This is a genomic window from Streptomyces sp. NPDC057617 (assembly GCF_042800555.1).
In the GTDB taxonomy this organism is placed as follows: domain Bacteria; phylum Actinomycetota; class Actinomycetes; order Streptomycetales; family Streptomycetaceae; genus Streptomyces.
The window spans coordinates 48,262-65,509 of record NZ_JBHVGV010000008.1; the positions used below are offsets into that span (position 1 = coordinate 48,262).

16 protein-coding genes are annotated in these 17,248 nt (G+C 71.3%); 10 read left to right on the forward strand and 6 right to left on the reverse strand.

Going from position 1 to position 17,248, the window contains the following annotated elements; all coding sequences use genetic code 11:
- Nucleotides 1-77: 77 nt before the first annotated feature.
- A complete protein-coding gene (locus ACFU9P_RS20565; protein ID WP_384082837.1) occupies nucleotides 78-947 on the forward strand; it encodes a DMT family transporter in 870 nt (289 codons plus the stop codon).
- Between the two features lie 17 nt (nucleotides 948-964).
- Here ACFU9P_RS20565 and ACFU9P_RS20570 read toward each other — a convergent pair whose 3' ends face one another.
- The gene (locus ACFU9P_RS20570) at nucleotides 965-1,351 is read right to left on the reverse strand and encodes an STAS domain-containing protein (RefSeq protein WP_376382942.1); all 387 of its coding nucleotides are present in this window, start codon (nucleotides 1,349-1,351) and stop codon (nucleotides 965-967) included.
- A gap of 519 nt (nucleotides 1,352-1,870) precedes the next feature.
- Nucleotides 1,871-2,746, reverse strand: a complete 876-nt coding sequence (locus tag ACFU9P_RS20575) for a universal stress protein (RefSeq protein WP_384083481.1) — start codon at nucleotides 2,744-2,746, stop codon at nucleotides 1,871-1,873.
- A 184-nt stretch (nucleotides 2,747-2,930) separates the two neighbouring features.
- Here ACFU9P_RS20575 and ACFU9P_RS20580 point away from each other — a divergent pair, with 184 nt between their 5' ends.
- Nucleotides 2,931-3,827 (forward strand): universal stress protein, encoded by an 897-nt coding sequence (locus ACFU9P_RS20580; protein ID WP_384082840.1) that lies wholly within the window; start codon nucleotides 2,931-2,933, stop codon nucleotides 3,825-3,827.
- Between the two features lie 176 nt (nucleotides 3,828-4,003).
- Nucleotides 4,004-5,725, forward strand: a complete 1,722-nt coding sequence (locus ACFU9P_RS20585; protein ID WP_384082843.1) for a GAF domain-containing protein — start codon at nucleotides 4,004-4,006, stop codon at nucleotides 5,723-5,725.
- 30 nt (nucleotides 5,726-5,755) lie between these two features.
- On the opposite strand, the gene ACFU9P_RS20590 is transcribed toward ACFU9P_RS20585, so the two are convergent.
- From ACFU9P_RS20590 to asnB, 3 genes are all read right to left on the reverse strand, one after another.
- A complete protein-coding gene (locus tag ACFU9P_RS20590) occupies nucleotides 5,756-6,460 on the reverse strand; it encodes a response regulator (RefSeq protein WP_384082847.1) in 705 nt (234 codons plus the stop codon).
- A gap of 114 nt (nucleotides 6,461-6,574) precedes the next feature.
- Complete coding sequence (locus ACFU9P_RS20595) at nucleotides 6,575-7,258, reverse strand: CBS domain-containing protein (protein WP_384082850.1); 684 nt, start codon at nucleotides 7,256-7,258, stop codon at nucleotides 6,575-6,577.
- A 174-nt stretch (nucleotides 7,259-7,432) separates the two neighbouring features.
- The gene (gene asnB, locus ACFU9P_RS20600) at nucleotides 7,433-9,271 is read right to left on the reverse strand and encodes an asparagine synthase (glutamine-hydrolyzing) (RefSeq protein ID WP_376382932.1); all 1,839 of its coding nucleotides are present in this window, start codon (nucleotides 9,269-9,271) and stop codon (nucleotides 7,433-7,435) included.
- A 509-nt stretch (nucleotides 9,272-9,780) separates the two neighbouring features.
- On the opposite strand from asnB, the gene ACFU9P_RS20605 reads away from it, so the two are divergent.
- The 5 genes from ACFU9P_RS20605 (at nucleotide 9,781) to phzG (ending at nucleotide 14,516) form a co-directional block, all read left to right on the forward strand.
- Nucleotides 9,781-10,743, forward strand: coding sequence for a ParB N-terminal domain-containing protein (locus tag ACFU9P_RS20605; protein ID WP_384082854.1), 963 nt, complete (start codon nucleotides 9,781-9,783; stop codon nucleotides 10,741-10,743).
- 105 nt (nucleotides 10,744-10,848) lie between these two features.
- Nucleotides 10,849-11,472 carry an isochorismatase family protein gene (locus ACFU9P_RS20610; protein ID WP_384082857.1) on the forward strand — a complete coding sequence of 208 codons (624 nt, stop codon included), beginning with the start codon at nucleotides 10,849-10,851 and terminating at the stop codon, nucleotides 11,470-11,472.
- A complete protein-coding gene (locus ACFU9P_RS20615) occupies nucleotides 11,469-13,460 on the forward strand; it encodes an anthranilate synthase family protein (protein WP_384082860.1) in 1,992 nt (663 codons plus the stop codon). Before ACFU9P_RS20610 ends, ACFU9P_RS20615 begins: the two co-directional genes overlap by 4 nt.
- Entirely contained in the window at nucleotides 13,457-13,798 is a 342-nt protein-coding gene (locus ACFU9P_RS20620) for a hypothetical protein (protein WP_384082863.1), read from the forward strand. The genes ACFU9P_RS20615 and ACFU9P_RS20620 overlap by 4 nt, the downstream gene beginning before the upstream one ends.
- Nucleotides 13,799-13,877: 79 nt before the next feature.
- On the forward strand, nucleotides 13,878-14,516 hold the full coding sequence (gene phzG, locus ACFU9P_RS20625; RefSeq protein ID WP_376382922.1) for a phenazine biosynthesis FMN-dependent oxidase PhzG: 639 nt from the start codon (nucleotides 13,878-13,880) through the stop codon (nucleotides 14,514-14,516).
- A 108-nt stretch (nucleotides 14,517-14,624) separates the two neighbouring features.
- Here the strand turns inward: phzG and ACFU9P_RS20630 are convergent, their stop codons facing one another.
- Nucleotides 14,625-15,464 carry a PhzF family phenazine biosynthesis protein gene (locus ACFU9P_RS20630; RefSeq protein WP_384082866.1) on the reverse strand — a complete coding sequence of 280 codons (840 nt, stop codon included), beginning with the start codon at nucleotides 15,462-15,464 and terminating at the stop codon, nucleotides 14,625-14,627.
- Between the two features lie 185 nt (nucleotides 15,465-15,649).
- Here ACFU9P_RS20630 and ACFU9P_RS20635 point away from each other — a divergent pair, with 185 nt between their 5' ends.
- A complete protein-coding gene (locus tag ACFU9P_RS20635; protein WP_376382918.1) occupies nucleotides 15,650-16,141 on the forward strand; it encodes a PhzA/PhzB family protein in 492 nt (163 codons plus the stop codon).
- Between the two features lie 54 nt (nucleotides 16,142-16,195).
- Nucleotides 16,196-17,206 (forward strand): methyltransferase, encoded by a 1,011-nt coding sequence (locus ACFU9P_RS20640; RefSeq protein WP_384082869.1) that lies wholly within the window; start codon nucleotides 16,196-16,198, stop codon nucleotides 17,204-17,206.
- Nucleotides 17,207-17,248 lie beyond the last annotated feature (42 nt).

Sequence of the window (17,248 nt, forward strand, 5' to 3'; positions counted from 1 at the left end):
CCCGTTCGGCCCCCGGTGGGGGAGGGCGGGGCGGGATGAGGACGGTTCCCGGGTGGGGGCGTGCGCATGATGGGGTGGTGATCAGTGTTGTGTTCGCCGTGCTCACCGCGATCAGCAACGGCTCGGCCTCGGTGCTCCAGCGGCGGGCCGCTTCCACTGTGCCCGATGCCGTCGCCATGCGGCTCTCGCTGATCGGGCATCTGCTGCGGCAGCGGGTGTGGCTGATGGGCATCGGCCTCGTGATCGTGGCCGCGGTCTGCCAGGCGGTGGCGCTCGCGACCGGGCCGATCGCCGTGGTGCAGCCGATCTTTGTCATCGAGCTGCCCGCGACCCTGCTGATCGCCGGGTATTCCTTCAGGATCCGGCTGCCGCGCAGGATCTGGTACGGCGTGGCGGCGGTGACCGGCGGACTCGCCCTCGGGATGGCGACGGCGGCGCCGTCCGGCGGGACCGATTCGGTGAGCGGTTACGCCTGGATCCCGGCGCTCGTCGCGACCGGGATCTTCGAGGCCGTAGTGATCACCTGGGCCCTGCGGCTGCGCGGCAATCCGCGCGCCGCCCTGCTCGGTCTCGCCGCCGCCTGTGGATACGCGCTGACCGCCGCCCTGATGAAGGACGCCATGGCCGTCCTCACCCATGGCGGGGTGGTGGCGCTGCTGACCTCCTGGCAGGTCTACGGCACGGCGGTGGCCGGGGTGGGCGCGCTGTTCCTGCTGCAGAACGCCCTTCAGGCGGGGATGCTCGCCTTCTCCCAGCCGATGCTCACCCTCGGCGACGCGCTGATCAGCATCACCTACGGGGTGGTCCTGTACGGCGAGACGGTACGCACCGGATGGTGGCTGCTGCCCGAACTCGTGGCCATCGGTCTGATCGCGGCGGGCTGTCTGGAACTGGCCCGCTCCCCGCTGGCCTCCGGCGGCCCGCCCCCGAAGCCCCGCGTCCGCTGACCGGGAGGGCACGGCCGTCACCCCTGGCGCGGCACGCGGCGGTCCGCGTATTCCTGGACCGGGCTCGGGCAGGCGTCGAGTACGTCGAAGGCGTCCAGCAGCCCGGTGATCCGCAGCATCCGGTGAATCGGCGGATTGCGGATGATCAGCGCCAGTCTGCCGCCGCGAGCCCTGATCCGGCGGCGTGCCCTGCACAGGACGGAGAGCCCTCGGCAGTCGAGGAAGCTCACATGCTGGAGGTCGATCAGCAGGTCGGGCTTGGGGATGTCCGTCAGCGAGTCGAGATACTCGGAGATGGCGGGCGCGGTCAGCACATCGATCTCCCCGTGCAGCTCCACCAGGGTGGTCCGGCCCACGACCCGCTCGCGCGGGCGGTCGCGCCACTCGTCCGACACAGCGATCACTCACTCCTTCCTGTGCGGTTTCTTCCGTTGCGTCTCATGTAAAGCGCCGGCGGTGCGGTACGGAGAGTGCCGACCGGCCCTTTGCGCCGGGCCGATGCGTACCCGGCCGGGCGCCACTCGGGACCAGGCCGTGTCTGACAAATCCCGTCTGGCGCGCGACGCCTGGCACGCACGCTCGCTGCGTTGTCGGAGTCAGCCGAGTACCCCAGTACGAGGCTGATCCTCCGCCTTGCGATCGCACGCACCAGCCGCCGCGCGCCCCGCCCGGCGGGCGGACGACGCTATTTGTCAGACACGGCCTGCCTCAGCAGTGGCGGGGCAGGGGAGCGGGGGCGGGGCCGGCCGGTCCCGGTACGGGGGGACCGGTCGGCCCAGGGCCTCAGGACCGGTCGGCCCCGGGCGGTGAGGAGGGTCGGTCGGGGCGGCGGGCGCGGCGTCGGTCCGGGGGGCGGTCGGTCCCGGGGTGCGCTGGTCCCGGTCGGTGCCGGTCCCGGTCGGTCGGTTCCGGTCAGTCCCCGCTCAGCCCCTGACCGGGACGATCGCGACCGGGCAGGCGGCGTGGTGCAGTACGGCGTGGTGGACCCGGCCGAGCGGCAGACCGACGACCGGATGCCGCCGCTCCGCTCCCACCACCAGCAGATCCGCGCTCGCCGACTCGTCCAGCAGGGCCTGATGCACGGGACCCTGTACGAGCTTGCGCCGGGCGGCGACATCCGGGTACTCGCCGCTGACCAGCCCCATGACCCGGTCGGCACACTCGCCCGCCTCCCGATGGAGTGCCCTGGCCCGGTCCGCGGCGGTCAACGGGTGCGGCAGCGTCTCGTGTGCAGGGCGGTGCCAGGCCCGTACGGCCAGCAGTTCACAGCCGCGCCACCGCGCCTCGCGGAAGGCGAACCGTACGGCGGCGGCGCTCCCGGGGCCGTCCCCGGCGCCGACGGCCACCCGCCGGAGGGCCGACCGCCGGTTCGGCTCCTCACCGCGGGCCACGACCACCGGACAGGGGGCCCGCGCCGCGACGGCCTGGCTCACGGAGCCCAGGAGCAGGCCGGCGACCGGGCCGTGCCCGCGCGACCCCAGCACCAGAAAGGCCGCGTCCAGCGCCTCCCGCAGGAGCGCGGTCACCGGGTCCTCGGGCTGTACGGCGGTGGAGACCTTCACATCGGGGGCGAGCCGGTGCGCGCGCTCCTCGGCGGCGGCGAGGAGGTCCTCGGCCCGGACCTGTTCGAAGGGGCGGTCGGTGCCGGGCTCCCATCGTACCCCTTCGTAGTGCTCCCAGAGGGAGGCGTGCACCAGCCGCAGGGGCAGGCCGGAGCGCTCGGCCTCGTCCGCCGCCCAGTCGACCGCCTGGCCGCTGCTCTCGGATCCGTCGACTCCCGCGACCACGGGAAGCCCCATCGCCTCCATCGCCGTCTCGCCTCCTTCTGTCCGTGCCGCCTCTTCCAGCGTCCTGGTTTTCGGGCGCGCTGTCGCGGCGCGGACCGCGAAGGGGCCGAGTGGCTCATATCGCGCGGCGGCGCGGGCGTGGACGCTGGAGGTACGGCACCGGAGGTGCGGGAAGCCAAGGAGGGAGTGAGGACATATGGCACCGGTCGTCACCGTCGGGCTGGACGGCAGCCCCGAATCCCTCTCCGCCGCCCGCTGGGCAGCGAGGGAGGCCGAGCTGCGGCACGCGACGCTGCGCCTGCTGCACGCGTGGGTGCTGCTGTCCGTCGGACCGGACGAGTCCCCAGCGGCGGAACCCCGGGAGAGCGATCAGAACTACTGGGCCGAGCGGATCATGGCCGAGGCCCTCCGTACCGTCACCGAGCACCACCCGGACCTGCCCGTCATCGAGGACCTGGTCGCCCAGGACCCGGTGAGCGCGCTGCTGACGGCGGCCGGGGAGTCGGAGGTGCTGGTCCTCGGTTCGCGGGACATGGCACCCATGGCCAGCTACTTCCTCGGCGATATCGGTCTGCACGTGGTGGCGCGCGCCGACCGCCCTTCGGTGCTCGTACGGGCTGGGGACGACCGGGACGACACCGCGTCCGTGATCGAGGGGCGTGATGTGGTGGTGGGACTGAGTTTGCACGGTCCGTGCGACGCTCTGATGGAGTTCGCGTTCGACAGTGCCGCCCGGCGGGGGGTCCCCCTGCGGGCCGTCCACGGCAGGAACCTTCCGCCGCCCGCCTTCACCCATGGCGGCGCCGACCCGTACTTCCCGGGGACGGTGGCAGGGAGGGCCGCGGAGGAGGCGCGGCGGGATCTGGCCGGGGCACTGCGGCCCTGGCAGGAGAAGTACCCGGACGTGTGCGTGGAGGACACGGTGCGGGTCGAGAGTGCGGCACCGGCGGTCGTACGGGGCGCGGCGGGCGCCGGGCTGCTGGTCGTCGGGCGCCGGAAGAACCGGCCTGTGCTCGCCCCCCGGGTCGGGCATGTCCTGTCGGCGGCGGTGCACCACGCGCCCTGCCCGGTGGCGGTCGTCCCGCACGACTGACCCGTAGGCCCGGCTCGTACGCCTCCCGTGCCCCGGGCGCCTGCCCCGCCCGTACGGCTGGACTTCCGGGCGTACGGGCCGACGGGCCTGCTCGGGATGCCCGGATTCCGTCAGCGGCTACCGTGGAAGTACCGCCGGTTGTGAGCCGACGCGTGAGCCTGACGGAGGAACGAACCGTGGGCGACGACGGGAACAAGCGGGCGGCGGACGGCACCCCGAGGCGGCTGGACGTCCTGCCGGAGGAGCTGCAGGCCCATCTGGACGCGGTCCAGCACGGGGCTCCCGAATCCGTGCACAGCCTGCTCGAAGCCGTGCTCACGGTCGGGCGGGAGCTGGATCTGCCCCAGGTGCTGCGGCACATCGTGCAGGCGGCGGTGACGCTCGTGGACGCCGAGTACGGCGCCCTCGGTGTGATCGGGGAGGGGTCCCGGCTCGCCCAGTTCCTGCCGGTCGGCATCTCCGAGGAGCGGATCGCGGCCATCGGCCATCTTCCCGAGGGCCATGGAATCCTCGGCGAACTCATCCGCCGCCCCGAGTCCCTGCGGCTCTCCGAACTGTCCGACCACCCGGCCTCGTACGGTCTGCCGCCCGGACACCCGCCGATGCACTCCTTCCTCGGAGTGCCGATCCGGGTGCGCGACGAGGTGTTCGGCAACCTCTACCTGACCGAGAAGCGCGGCGGCAAGGACTTCGACGACGAGGACGAGACCGTCCTGTCCACGCTCGCCGTCGCGGCCGGGGTCGCCATCGAGAACGCGCGGCTGTACGAGAGTGCCCGCAACCGGCAGCGCTGGCTGGAGGCCAACGCGGAGATCGTCGCCAGCCTGCTGTCCGGGGCGGACGAGAGACAGGTGCTTCCGCTGATCGTCGACCACGCCCGCCGGATCCTCTCCGCCGACCTGGGGGCGCTGGCGCTGCCCGGCGAGGGCGGGGAGGTCCTGCGGGTGGCGCTCGCCAGCGGGGTCGACGCGGAGGTCCACCACGGGCTGGTGCTCCCCCGTGAGGGTTCGTTCGTCGGCGCGGCACTGCACGCGCGGGAGCCGCTGCTCACCGTCGATGTCCAGACCGATCCGCGGATCACCGTGGGTCCGCCCCGGTGGCGCGGTCTGGGACCGGCCGTGGCGGTGCCCATGCTCGCCGAAGACGGCGTGCGCGGAGTGCTGCTGCTGGCCAGGAGGCAGGGGAGGACCCCGTTCACCCAGGCCGAGACGTCTCCGATGCTGGCCTTCGCGGGACAGGCGGCGATCGCGATGGAGCTGGCCGGGCGGCGGCGGTCCGCCGAGCAGCTCACGCTCCTGGAGGACCGCGACCGGATCGCCCGTGATCTGCACGACCTGGCCATCCAGCGGCTCTTCGCCACCGGGATGACCCTCCAGAGCACCGTACGGTTCGTCGAGGACCCGGCCGGGCGCGACCGGCTGCTTCGCGCCGTGGACGATCTCGACGAGACCATCAAGATCATCCGCTCGACCATCTTCGGGCTGCGCGCCCATGACACCGGGCGCGCCCGCCAGGGGCTGCGGGTCCGGGTCACCGTGGTGGTGGAGCGTGCCGTACGCGCCCTCGGCTTCACCCCGTCCCTGCGGATGGAGGGGCTCATCGACACCGACGTCCCGCCGGATGTCGCCGAGCATGTCGTGGCGGTCCTGGAGGAGGCGCTGAGCAATGTCGCCCGGCACGCCCGTGCCACGGGTGCGGATGTGTCGCTCGTCGTACGGAAGGCCGAGCTGACGCTCACGGTCGTGGACAACGGGACCGGAATGGCGCCTGACCGGCCCAGGAGCGGGCTGGACAATCTGGCAGGGCGGGCGGAGAGCCTCGGCGGCACGATGACGGTCGAGGCTTCGGCGCACGGGGGGACCCGCTTCGTATGGACCGTACCGATCAGCCCGCGGTGACCCGCGGACTCACGGGAAGCACCGTATGCCTCAGCGGGATCCGTAGCCCGTCCCGTCGTGGTGCGGACCGGCCTGGGTGGCGAGGACGGCGGCCTGGATGCGCCGCTCCACACCCAGCTTGGCCAGCAGCCGCGAGATGTGGTTCTTGACCGTCTTCTCGGACAGATAGAGCCGCTTGCCGATCTCCCGGTTGGTCAGCCCCTCCCCGATCAGGGCGAGGATCTCCCGCTCGCGCGGCGAGAGTTCGGCCAGCGCGTCGGCCTCCGGCTCCTCCTCGGTACTGCCGCCGCGCAGGCTGCTCATCAGCCGGGTCGTCGTCGCCGGATCGAGCATGGACCGGCCCGACGCGACCGTACGTACGGCCGCCACCAGATCCGCTCCCTTGATCTCCTTCAGTACGTATCCGGCCGCCCCGGCCATGATCGCGTCCAGCAGCGCGTCGTCGTCGTCGAACGAGGTGAGCATCAGACAGGCGAGCCCCGGCATCCGCGAGCGCAGCTCCCGGCAGACCGAGATCCCGTCGCCGTCCGGCAGCCGTACGTCCAGGATCGCGACGTCCGGGCGCAGGGCCGGGCCCCGGGCCAGGGCATGGCCGATCGACCCGGCGTCGCCGACCACCTGGATGTCCGGCTCGGCGTCGAGCAGATCCTGCACCCCGCGCCGTACGACCTCGTGGTCGTCGAGCAGGAACACCCGGATCGGCCTCTGTGGCGAGAAGCCGTATGCCTCGTCCATGTCTCTCCTCCGCGTCGTGGCCTACGCCGTCCGGCCCGGACAGCCCTCCGGCCCGCCACTCCTTCATCCTGACTCCGGAGCTCACGGGCGTACCAGGGCCGAACGGGCCCCGCCTCAGGCCACTGGGGGCACAGGGGGTTCGATTCGCCGGACTCCGGGCCCCGGCAGGGCCCACTCCACATCCACGACCCCTTCGACCGCCCGTACGAGCCGGGCCGCCAGCGGTACGAGCGCGGTGTCCCGGATCCGGCCGCCGAGCGTGACCATCCCGTTCTCGACCGAGACGCTCACGGTGTCGCGGGACATGAGGAAGAGGCGGTCGACGATCTCCGTCCGTATCTCCTCGGCGAGGTCCTCGTCCGAGCGGAGGAACACCTTCAGCAGGTCGCAGCGGCTGACGATGCCCCGGAGCATGCCCGAGGCGTCGACCACGGGGAGCCGCTTCAGCCGGCCCCTGGCCATCGTTCTGGCCGCCTGGCCGAGGGTGGCGTCCTCACGGACCGTGACCGCGGGGGCGCTCATCAGCTCGTCGGCGGTCGCCGCCCCGGCCTTGCGCAGATCGCCGAGGCGGCGCATCTGCTCCATCCGGCTCGGGTCCGCGTCCCGGAACTCCTCCTTGGGCAGCAGATCGGCCTCGGAGACCACCCCGGCGACCCGGCCGTCGCCGGTCAGCACCGGCACGGCACTGACCTTCCACCGCTCCATGGCCTCGACGATCTCCTTGAACCCGGCCTGCGGGCCGACCGCGACCACGGTGCGCGTCATCACGTCGCTCACGATGCGCGGGGTGCGGTGCATGGTCCCTCCTACAGGTCCGTCCCACCCCCAGCCTCCGTGTGCCGTGCACCGGAGGCCAGGGGCCGGTCGGCCCTGTCCCCGGGGTCCGAAGGGGCCGAACGGCCCTGCCCGTCGGGACCCGTCGGGACGGTCCGCACGGGCAGGGCCCCGGATCAGCGCCGGATCAGCCCCGGATCAGTCCAGAATGATCTCCGGCCGGTAGAGGTCGAACCAGTGGTACAGGTCCAGCACGCGCTCCAGCCCGCGCCGGTCGCCGCTGGGCATCGTGACGTCCCGCCCGACCGCGTCGGTCAGCCACGCCCGGTCGATCAGGGTGAACACCGGGTGGCTGTCCTCGGCGAGCACCTCCTTCGCCTGCTGCTGGAGGGCCGCCCCGTACCCCGGGTCCTGGGTGGACGGGTACGGGCTCTTCCGCCGGCCCCGTACCGACTCCGGCACCACATGCGCGGTGGCGTGCCGCAGCAGGCTCTTCTCCCGGCCGTCGAAGGACTTCAGCGCCCAGGGCGCGTTGTACACGTACTCGACCAGCCGGTGGTCGCAGAACGGCACCCGCACTTCGAGCCCGACCGCCATCGACACCCGGTCCTTGCGGTCCAGCAGCATCCGGACGAACCGGGTCAGATGCAGATTGCCGATGGTCCGCATCCGCCGCTCGTGCTCGTCGTCCCCGTCGAGATGGCCGACCGCGGCGACCGCGGTCGCGTACTGGTCGGCGACGTACGTGTCGAGATCGAGGGCGCCGCGCACCTCCGGGCGGAACGGGGCCGAGCGCCCGTGGCTCATCGGGCTCCGGAAGGCCAGCCAGGGGAAGGTCTCCGCCTTCACCGCCTCGGGGTCGTGGAACCAGCGGTACCCGCCGAACACCTCGTCCGAGGACTCGCCGGACAGGGCCACCGTCGACTCCGCCCTGATGGCCTTGAACAGCAGATACAGCGAGGTGTCCGTCTCGCCGAAGCCGACCGGCATGTCGCGTGCCGTGATCACCGCGCGGCGCAGCTCGGGATCGGTCAGCTCGTCCGGGCTGAGGGTGACGAAGCGGTGGTCGGAGCCGACCAGGTCCACGACATCGCGGATGTACGGGGTGTCCGGGCTGTCCCAGTTGGCATCGGCCCGGAAGGTCTCCTCGCGGTTGGCGAAGTCCACCGAGAAGGTCCGCAGCCGCTCGCCCTGCGCGGCCAGCCGGGCCGCGGCGAGGCCGGTGACCACGCTGGAGTCCAGACCGCCGGAGAGCAGCACGCACTGCGGGACATCGGCGACGAGCTGGCGGTGCACGATGTCGGTCATCAGCGCACCGACCCTGGTCAGCGTTGTCGCCAGGTCGTCGGTGTGCTCCCTGGCCTCCAGGGACCAGTACGTACGGGTACGGATGCCCCGCGCGTCGACGGTGACGACGGTGGCCGCCTCCACTTCGCGCATGTCCTTCCACAGCGCCCAGCCGGGGGCCATGGTGAACCCGAGCAGCTCGCGCAGCCCCGCGGTGTCGACGGCCGGACGGGCCAGGGGGTTGGCCAGGATCGCCTTGGGCTCGGAGCCGAACAGGACACCGTCGGGGGTCGGGTAGTAGTAGAGGGGCTTGACGCCCAGCCGGTCACGGACCATGACCAGCTTGTTCTCGCGTTCGTCCCAGATGGCGAACGCGAACATGCCGTTGAGGTGCTCGGGCAGGCGCTCGCCCCACTCCAGATAGCCGAGCAGTACGACCTCGGTGTCGCTGGCGGTCCTGAACCGGTGCCCCTTGCGCTCCAGTTCGGCGCGCAGCTCGGTGAAGTTGTAGACCTCGCCGGTGTAGACGAGGGCGACCGTGCCGCCCGGCGTCCGCACCTCCATCGGCTGCCGGCCGCCTGCGAGATCGATGACCGCGAGACGCCGGTGGCCGAGGCCCGCGTGGGGCCGGACCCAGAGGCCGGAGTCGTCCGGGCCCCGGCAGGCCATGGTGGCCGTCATCGCGTTCAGGACGTCATGGCGCGCGGTGAGATCGGAGTCATAGGAGACCCAGCCGGCGATACCACACATAAGGACTCACTCCTGGTAAAGGACTCACTTCTGTGGCGGTGCGGTGGTGCGGGAACGCTGGGAACGCGGCCTCACGAAGTGGCCTCATGAAGTATGGGGAATGAAATGCGTCCGAAAAGCGGGAGGCGGTATCCGCCTCCTGGCTGCTTGAATTCTTTTATCACTGTGCCCGTGAACCTGTCCAGAGTGCGGGTTCTTGAGCGGTTCTTGAGGGATTATCCAGGCCTCCGCCGAAGCGTCCAGCCGGGGAAAATCGCCAGTTGGACGGGGCTTTCTCGGGTACTTTCTCTCGCGGACCCGAACGGCGCCACGCGGTCTGCGACTTTTGTGATATTGACGTTCTCGGTAATCGGTACCTAGTGTGGCGGCGGATCTTCATCGGAGGCTTATTTAATTTCCTTGCGATGGTTGGGGTATAGATGGTGAAGAATTCAGCGGCCGGCCCTCTTGAAAGAGAGAGCCAGCTTCCCTATGAACGCAGGGGTGCGATTCCGGGACGGCGGCGGAAAATGCTGGGGCCGGCGGTCAAGGTGGTCATCGGGTCCTTGGTGATCGCCGACACGCCGCGCACCACCGGGGAGAACCTGGAGCACATCCGGATGCTGGCCGGTGCTCTGGGCGAATTCCCGCCGATCGTCGTGCACCGGCCCACCATGCGCGTGGTCGACGGGCTGCACCGGCTGCGCGCCGCCGAGCTGCGCAAGCAGGAGTTCATCACAGCCCGGATGTTCGAGGGCGACGAGGCCGAGGCGTTCGTCCTCGCTGTCCAGGCGAACCTCGCGGGCGGGCTGCCGCTCTCCGTGGCCGACCGCAAGGCGGCCACGGCGCGCATCATCGCCTCCCACCCCCAGTGGTCCGACCGATTAATCGCCTCCGTCACCGGGCTGTCCGCGAAGACCGTCGCCGAGGTGCGCCGTAAGCACCCCGCCGCCACAACGCGCAGGCCGGACAGCAGGATCGGCCGCGACGGACGCGTACGGCCCGCCGACGCCGGGGAGAAGCGCCGGCTCGCCTCCGAACTGATCCTGCGCAACCCGGAACTGTCGCTCCGTCAGATCGCCAAGGCCGTGGGCATCTCGCCGGAGACCGCCCGGTCCGTCCGCAGCCGCCTCCTGTGCGACGAGGAGCCGGCCGGACGGGGGCCCGACGACGCCGGATGGACCGCCGAGCCGCCCCCGCGGCCCGGTCCCGACGACTCGTGCACCGGCACCGGGCCCGGCCAGGAACCGCCTGACCGCACCGCCGTGTTCCAGCGCCTCCGTACCGACCCCTCGCTCCGCTACAGCGAGAGCGGGCGCACCCTGCTGCGCCTGATGGAGGCCCACACCCTCAGCGGTGAGACCTGGGCGACCCTCGCCAACTGCGTCCCCGCCCACCGCCGCCACACCATCGCCAGCGCCGCGATGGAGTACGCCAGGGGCTGGCGGGCGGTCGCCGAGCAACTGGCACGGAACACCCCCCACTCCGTATAGCGCGCCCGCACCCGCCCCACACACAGACCAGCGCCTGCCCCTGCCGACCGTGCGCCACGACCTTCCCGGACGGGATCCATCCCTTCGCCAAGGAGAGAACCAGTCATGTCCGGTATTCCCCCCATAGCGCCGTACGCCTTACCCACCGCCGCCGGTCTCCCGGCCAACACCGCACACTGGGCCGTCGACCCCCAGCGTGCCGTGCTGCTGGTCCACGACATGCAGCGGTACTTCCTGCGGCCGTTCCCCGAGCCGCTGCGGAAGGAACTGGTGAGCAACGCGGCCGCGCTGCGCGACCGCTGCCGCGCGCTGGGGGTGCCGGTCGCGTACACCGCGCAGCCCGGCGGGATGACCGACGAACAGCGCGGCCTGCTCAAGGACTTCTGGGGCCCCGGCATGCGCACCGACCCCGCCGACCGTCAGGTGGTGGAGCCGCTCGCGCCGGACCCCGGCGACCGGCAGCTGACCAAATGGCGCTACAGCGCCTTCCACCGCTCCGACCTGCTGGAGTGGATGCGCGCACAGAACCGCGACCAGCTCGTCGTCTGCGGGGTGTACGGGCATGTGGGCGTCCTGGCCAGCGCGGTCGAGGCGTTCACCCACGACATCGAGACCTTCCTCGTCGCCGACGCCATCGGGGACTTCTCCCGGCGCCACCACCGGATGACCATGGAGTACGCGGCGGCGCGCTGCGCCATGGTGGTCACCCACAGACAGGTGCTGGCATGAGCGCGGACCCGCTGGTCGAAGTGCTGGCCGCGAAGCCGCCGCCCTTCGCGCTGCTCCACCGCCCGGAGACGACCGGCCCCGGCCTGCTGGACGTACTGCTCGGTGACCTCTCGGAGCCGGACTCCCTCGCCGGCGTTCCCGTACCGGAGGACCCCGCGGGCGACGGGCAGGACGTCCTCGTGATCATCCCGTACCGGCAGATCGCCGAACGCGGCTTCGCCACCGTCGACGACGGGTCGCCGCTGCTCGCGCTGCGGGTGACGGACCAGGCCGTGGTCCCGCTGGCCGGGGCGCTGGCGCGGATCCCCGAGGTCCCGATCCGCCCGCTGAACGGCCGGTTCGATGTCGTCGACGACGACTACGCGGAGATCGTCCGCAGGGTCGTCACCGAGGAGATCGGCAGCGGCGAGGGCGCCAACTTCGTCATCAAGCGCTCGTTCGTCACCGAGATCGAGGGGTACGGTCCGGCCGCCGCGCTGGCCTTCTTCCGGCGGCTCTGCGAGCGGGAGTCGGGCGCGTACTGGACGTTCATCGCGCACACCGGCACCCGTACCTTCGTCGGCGCCACCCCCGAGCGGCACATCAGCCTGCGCGCGGGCACGGCGGTGATGAACCCGGTCAGCGGCACCTACCGCTATCCGCCGGGCGGGCCCGTGCTCTCCGACGTCCTGGAGTTCCTCTCCGACGAGAAGGAGAGCGACGAGCTGTACATGGTGCTGGACGAAGAGCTGAAGATGATGGCCCGGATCTGTGACACCGGCGGCCGGGTCGTGGGGCCGCGGCTCAAGGAGATGGCCCGGCTCGCGCACACCGAGTACCTCATCGAGGGGCGCTCCGGCCGGGAGCCGCAGGAGATCCTCCGCGAGACCCTGTTCGCGCCGACGGTCACGGGGAGCCCGCTGGAGAGCGCGTGCCGGGTGATCGGGCGGTACGAGCCGGGCGGGCGCGGCTACTACAGCGGTGTCATGGCCCTGATCGGCCGCGAGGGCGGCCGCCGTTCGCTGGACTCGGCCATCCTGATCCGTACGGCCGATATCGACCACGCGGGCCGGGTGAGCATCGGGGTGGGCGCCACTCTCGTACGGCACTCCGATCCGCTCTCCGAGGCGGCCGAGACCAGGGCGAAGGCGGCGGGTCTGCTCTCCGCGCTGGAAGGTGTCCGGCGGGAGAGCGCCGAGGCGGTGGTACGGGAGGAACCGGCCGCGTCGCCGGACGGGCGGGCCGAGCAGGCCGAGCAAGCGGTACGGCTCGGGGACCATCCGGCCGTACGGTCGGCCCTGGAGAGCCGGAACGAGGACCTCGCAGGATTTTGGCTGGCGGGGGACGGGGCGCTTCCCGGAGGCGAGGCGCTTTCGGGGGAGGAGGCGCTTTCCTGGGGCGTGGTGCGCGGGAAGCCGGTGCCCGGGCTGGCCGGGCGGCGCGTTCTCGTCGTCGACGCCGAGGACACCTTCACCGCGATGATCGCCCATCAGCTCCGCTCCCTGGGCACCCGGGTGACGGTCCGCCGCTTCGACGAGCCGTACTCCCTCGACGCCCACGACCTCGTCGTCATGGGCCCGGGCCCCGGCGACCCCAATGACACCGCCGATCCCCGGATCGCCCATCTCCACACCGCCATCGGCACCCTGCTGGCCCGGCGGCTTCCCTTCCTCGCCGTCTGCCTCAGCCACCAGGTGCTCAGCCGGCGCCTCGGTCTGGACGTGGTGCGCTGCGAGGTCTGCAACCAGGGCACCCGGCGCGAGATCGATCTCTTCGGCACCCATGTGCTCGCCGGTTTCTACAACGCCTTCGCCGCCCGCTGCGGCCAGGACGCCTTCCACCACCCCGAGTACGGGCCCGTCGAGGTCAGCCGGGACGCCGGGAGCGGCGAGGTGCACGCCCTGCGGGGACCGCACTTCGTCTCGATGCAGTTCCACGCAGAATCGGTGCTCACCCGCGACGGGCGGCACATCTGGGCCACACATATGGAAGAGGTGCTACGCGCGTGATCGTCACCATCGCCTGGTGGGACCTGACCGAATCCGAGCAGACCATCGACTCGCTGCGGGAGTATCTGCGCGACGAGGGCGTGCCGCCCTGGACGTCGGTCAAGGGGCTGCGCCTGAAGTTCTGGATCTCCGACCGGCCGGGCAACCGCTGGGGCGCGGTCATGCTGTGGGAGTCGGCGGAGGCCCGCGACCAGCAGCAGCTGCCGCCGCACCGGGCCGCCGAGCTGATCGGCTACCCGCCCACCGAACGTGTCAGGTTCGAGGTCGAGGCCATGGTCGAGGGCGCGTACGGCTCGGCCGCACTGTCCGGCCTCGGCCTGGTCTACGACGCCTCCTGACCCCGCCTGGACCCCGCGTGATCCAGCCCCACAACCCCGCCCGCCCCCGCCCCCGCATCCCCGATTCCGTGGAGAAGACATGCCGGAAGACAATCCTCTGACCTTCGCCGGATCCGTCGATCTGGAGCTGCCCGAGTTCGACGAGCCGCCCGCCGATCCCGTCGCGCTGTTCCGCGACTGGTTCAAGACCGCCCAGGAGCTGGGGGTACGGGAGCCGGGGGCGCTGGCGCTGGCCACCGCCGACACCGCGGGCCGGGCGTCGAACCGTACCGTCCAGACCATCGCCCTCACCGCCGAGGGCCTGGTCTTCACCAGCCACGCCGGCAGCCCCAAGGGCCAGGACATCGCGGCCACCGGCTGGGCCTCGGGGGTCTGGTACTGGCGCGAGACCCGGCAGCAGATCGTCTTCACCGGGCCCACCACGCGCCTCCCCGACAGCGAGTCCGACGCGCTGTGGCACGCCCGCCCCGCGGCCACCCACCCGATGTCGGCGGTGGCCCGGCAGAGCGAACCGCTGGAGGACGAGGAGGCGCTGCGGGAGCGGGCGCGGGTCCTCGCGGAGAGCGGGGAGAAGCTGCCGCGGCCGGAGGCCTGGGCAGGCTATCTGCTCAGGCCGTCCGCGGTGGAGTTCTGGCACGGCAGCGCGGACCGGCTGCACAGGCGCCTGCGGTACGACCGTACCGGCGACGGCTGGACCGCCGGCCGGCTCCAGCCGTGACGGGCCGCCCGCAGCCGTGACCGGTCGGCTCCAGCGGTGACCGTACGGTTTCAGGCGTGACCGTACGATCCGGCCGCACCGCCGAGCGTGCCGTGCGCCCGTCCGGTGTCAGAGCTGGAACGTTCCCCGGGCGACGATGACCGCCGAGCCCGCCACCTCCACGCTGTCGACCCGCTGACCGGCACCCTCGGCGGTGGCGAGCATCGTGGAGGGGCGGCCCATCTCCACGCCCTGGCGGATCTCGATCCGCTGCCCGTACGGGATCAGCCCGTACCGCGCCAGATGGATGGCGAGCGGCCCTGCGGCCGAGCCCGTCGCCGCGTCCTCGGCGACCCCGTACGCGGGCGAGAACATCCGCGCCCGCCACTGGTGCCCCTCGCCCGCGAAACAGTTGGCCGCCATGTCCAAGTGACGTGCCAGGGCCCGGAGATCGGGCGTCACCTCGGACAGCGCTGCCACGCTCTCCAGCCCGACGAACACATGGCGAGGACCGTTGCGGTAGACCTCCACCGGCAGCACGGAGGACTTCACCCCGAGCGCGGCCAGCAGGTCCTCGGCCTCCTTGTACGGCTCCCAGACCGGGACCGGCTGCCGCATCCGCGCCGAGCGGATCGCACCGTCCGGGCCGCGGTCGAAGGTGAACGGAACCGTGCTCTGGGCGGTTTCCATCAGCAGCCGGCCGTCCCGGGTGGCGGAGCCCAGCACGATCGCGGTGCCCAGCGTCGGATGCCCGGCGAACGGCAGCTCGTTCACCGGAGTGAAGATACGCACCCGCACATCACCGCCGTCCCGCGGCGGAAGAACGAAAGTCGTCTCCGAGAGATTCAACTCCCGGGCCAGACGCTGCATTTGACTGGCGGACAGGTCCGAGGCGTCCAGGAAGACGGCCACCGGATTTCCCGAAAGAGGCTTGTCGGTGAAAACATCGGCGACTACGTATTCATGCATTCCTGAAAAATATCGGGCAGTCGGACGCGGCGGCAATGAATCGTCGGTGTCCAAGTGCGGGACATCGCCCGGGTGTCCAACGGAAGGGAATCCCCGGTTGGACACCGAGCGGCCCGTATAAAGTTTTCCGGACCGGCCGGGTGCGTTCCCGGCCCTGCCAGCCATCGTCTCCCGAGGAGTCCGCAATGGCCGAAGCCACCGTGAACACACCGGTGTCCGACGACGATACGGAACTCAGGCGCCGCAACCGGGCCGTGGTCGAGGATTACATGAGCAGGACCGGTGAGGGCCGTCTGACCCGCTATCAGCTCTTCGTCGAGGAAGGCAGCGGCGGCCTTTACACCGCCGACACCGAGGAACCGATCGTCTCGCGCGGCCGTGACAAGCTGAAGGCGCACGGCGAATGGTCGCTGCAATGCTTCCCCGACTGGGTCTGGTACAACGTCGAGATCTACGAGACGCAGGATCCCAACCGGTTCTGGGTCGAGTGCGACGGCAAGGGCGCGATCCTCTTCCCCGGTTATCCGGCCGGGCACTACGAGAACCACTTCATCCACTCGTTCCTGCTGGACGACGGAAAGATCGTGCAGAACCGCGAGTTCATGAACCCGTACAACCAGCTCCGCGCGCTGGGCATTGACATTCCGGTGATCCAGCGGGGCGGCATTCCCACCTAGGCCCTGCCCCAGCCCGTCAGAACACGGTTCCCGCGACATCCTGGAGTGTGCACAGTGAAAGCCGACCTCAAGGCGGCCCAAGAAGTCATCGAGCTGATCACCGGGGGATGGCGTGCCCAGGCCGTCCACACCGCCGCGAAGCTCGGCCTGCCCGACCACATCGAAGCCGGCCGTACCACCAGCGGTGAACTCGCCCGGGCGACCGGCGCCGAGGAGGAGGGCATCCGCCGTCTGATGCGTCTGCTGGTGGCGATGGGCGTGTTCGAGGGGGACCACCGGAGCGGGTATCTCAACACCCCGGTGTCCGCCGCGCTCATGGACCGGCCCGGGTCGATGCGGGACATGTGCCTGCTCTACGGCGAGGAGTTCTACACCGCCTGGGGCCGTGCCGCGGAGTGCTTCACCACCCTGACCGCGGGCTTCGAACTCGCCTACGGCGAGGCCCTCTACCCGTATCTCGACGGGCACAAGGACATGGCCGACCGGTTCCAGCGGACCATGAAGGCCGGCAATCTCTTCTTCGACTACGTCCCGGACGTCTTCGACTTCTCCGGCGGCAAGACGATCGTCGACTGCGGCGGCGGCAACGGCCACTTGCTGTCGGTGCTTCTGCGGTCCGCCCCCGACGCCCGCGGCAAGCTCATCGACCGCGACCATGTCATACCCATCGCGCGGGAGTACCTCTCCCGCGAGATCGGCCTGGACCGGGTCGAACTGTACGGCGGCGACATGTTCAAGGCCGTCCCCGAGGGCGGCGACGTCTATCTGTTCTGCCGGGTCCTCGCCGGATGGACGGACGACGACGCCGTGGAGGCCTTCCGGCTCTGCCGGGAGGCGATGACCGGCCCCGACGCCCGGCTGCTCGTCCTCGACCGGACCGTGACCGACAAGGACTCCACGGTGCTGCCCGCACTGTGGGACCTGCATCTGCTGATGACCAACGGCGGCAGGCACCGCTCCGACGACCTGTTCCGGTCCCTGCTCGACCGGGCCGGTTTCGACATCGAGCGGATCGCCACGCTCCCCATGGAGACCACCGCGCTGATCGCGGCCCCGCGCGCCTGACACCACAAGAGTCCCGCGTGCCCCATGCGAGAAGGGCCGGCC

Coding starts and splice junctions, on each gene's coding strand:
- ACFU9P_RS20575 (WP_384083481.1), bottom strand. CDS start 2,746: ATGGGGCTTCCCGTGGTCGCGGGAGTCGACGGATCCGAGAGCAGCGGC.
- ACFU9P_RS20580 (WP_384082840.1), top strand. CDS start 2,931: ATGGCACCGGTCGTCACCGTCGGGCTGGACGGCAGCCCCGAATCCCTC.
- ACFU9P_RS20590 (WP_384082847.1), bottom strand. CDS start 6,460: ATGGACGAGGCATACGGCTTCTCGCCACAGAGGCCGATCCGGGTGTTC.
- ACFU9P_RS20595 (WP_384082850.1), bottom strand. CDS start 7,258: ATGCACCGCACCCCGCGCATCGTGAGCGACGTGATGACGCGCACCGTG.
- asnB (WP_376382932.1), bottom strand. CDS start 9,271: ATGTGTGGTATCGCCGGCTGGGTCTCCTATGACTCCGATCTCACCGCG.
- ACFU9P_RS20605 (WP_384082854.1), top strand. CDS start 9,781: ATGCTGGGGCCGGCGGTCAAGGTGGTCATCGGGTCCTTGGTGATCGCC.
- ACFU9P_RS20610 (WP_384082857.1), top strand. CDS start 10,849: ATGTCCGGTATTCCCCCCATAGCGCCGTACGCCTTACCCACCGCCGCC.
- ACFU9P_RS20615 (WP_384082860.1), top strand. CDS start 11,469: ATGAGCGCGGACCCGCTGGTCGAAGTGCTGGCCGCGAAGCCGCCGCCC.
- phzG (WP_376382922.1), top strand. CDS start 13,878: ATGCCGGAAGACAATCCTCTGACCTTCGCCGGATCCGTCGATCTGGAG.
- ACFU9P_RS20630 (WP_384082866.1), bottom strand. CDS start 15,464: ATGCATGAATACGTAGTCGCCGATGTTTTCACCGACAAGCCTCTTTCG.
- ACFU9P_RS20635 (WP_376382918.1), top strand. CDS start 15,650: ATGGCCGAAGCCACCGTGAACACACCGGTGTCCGACGACGATACGGAA.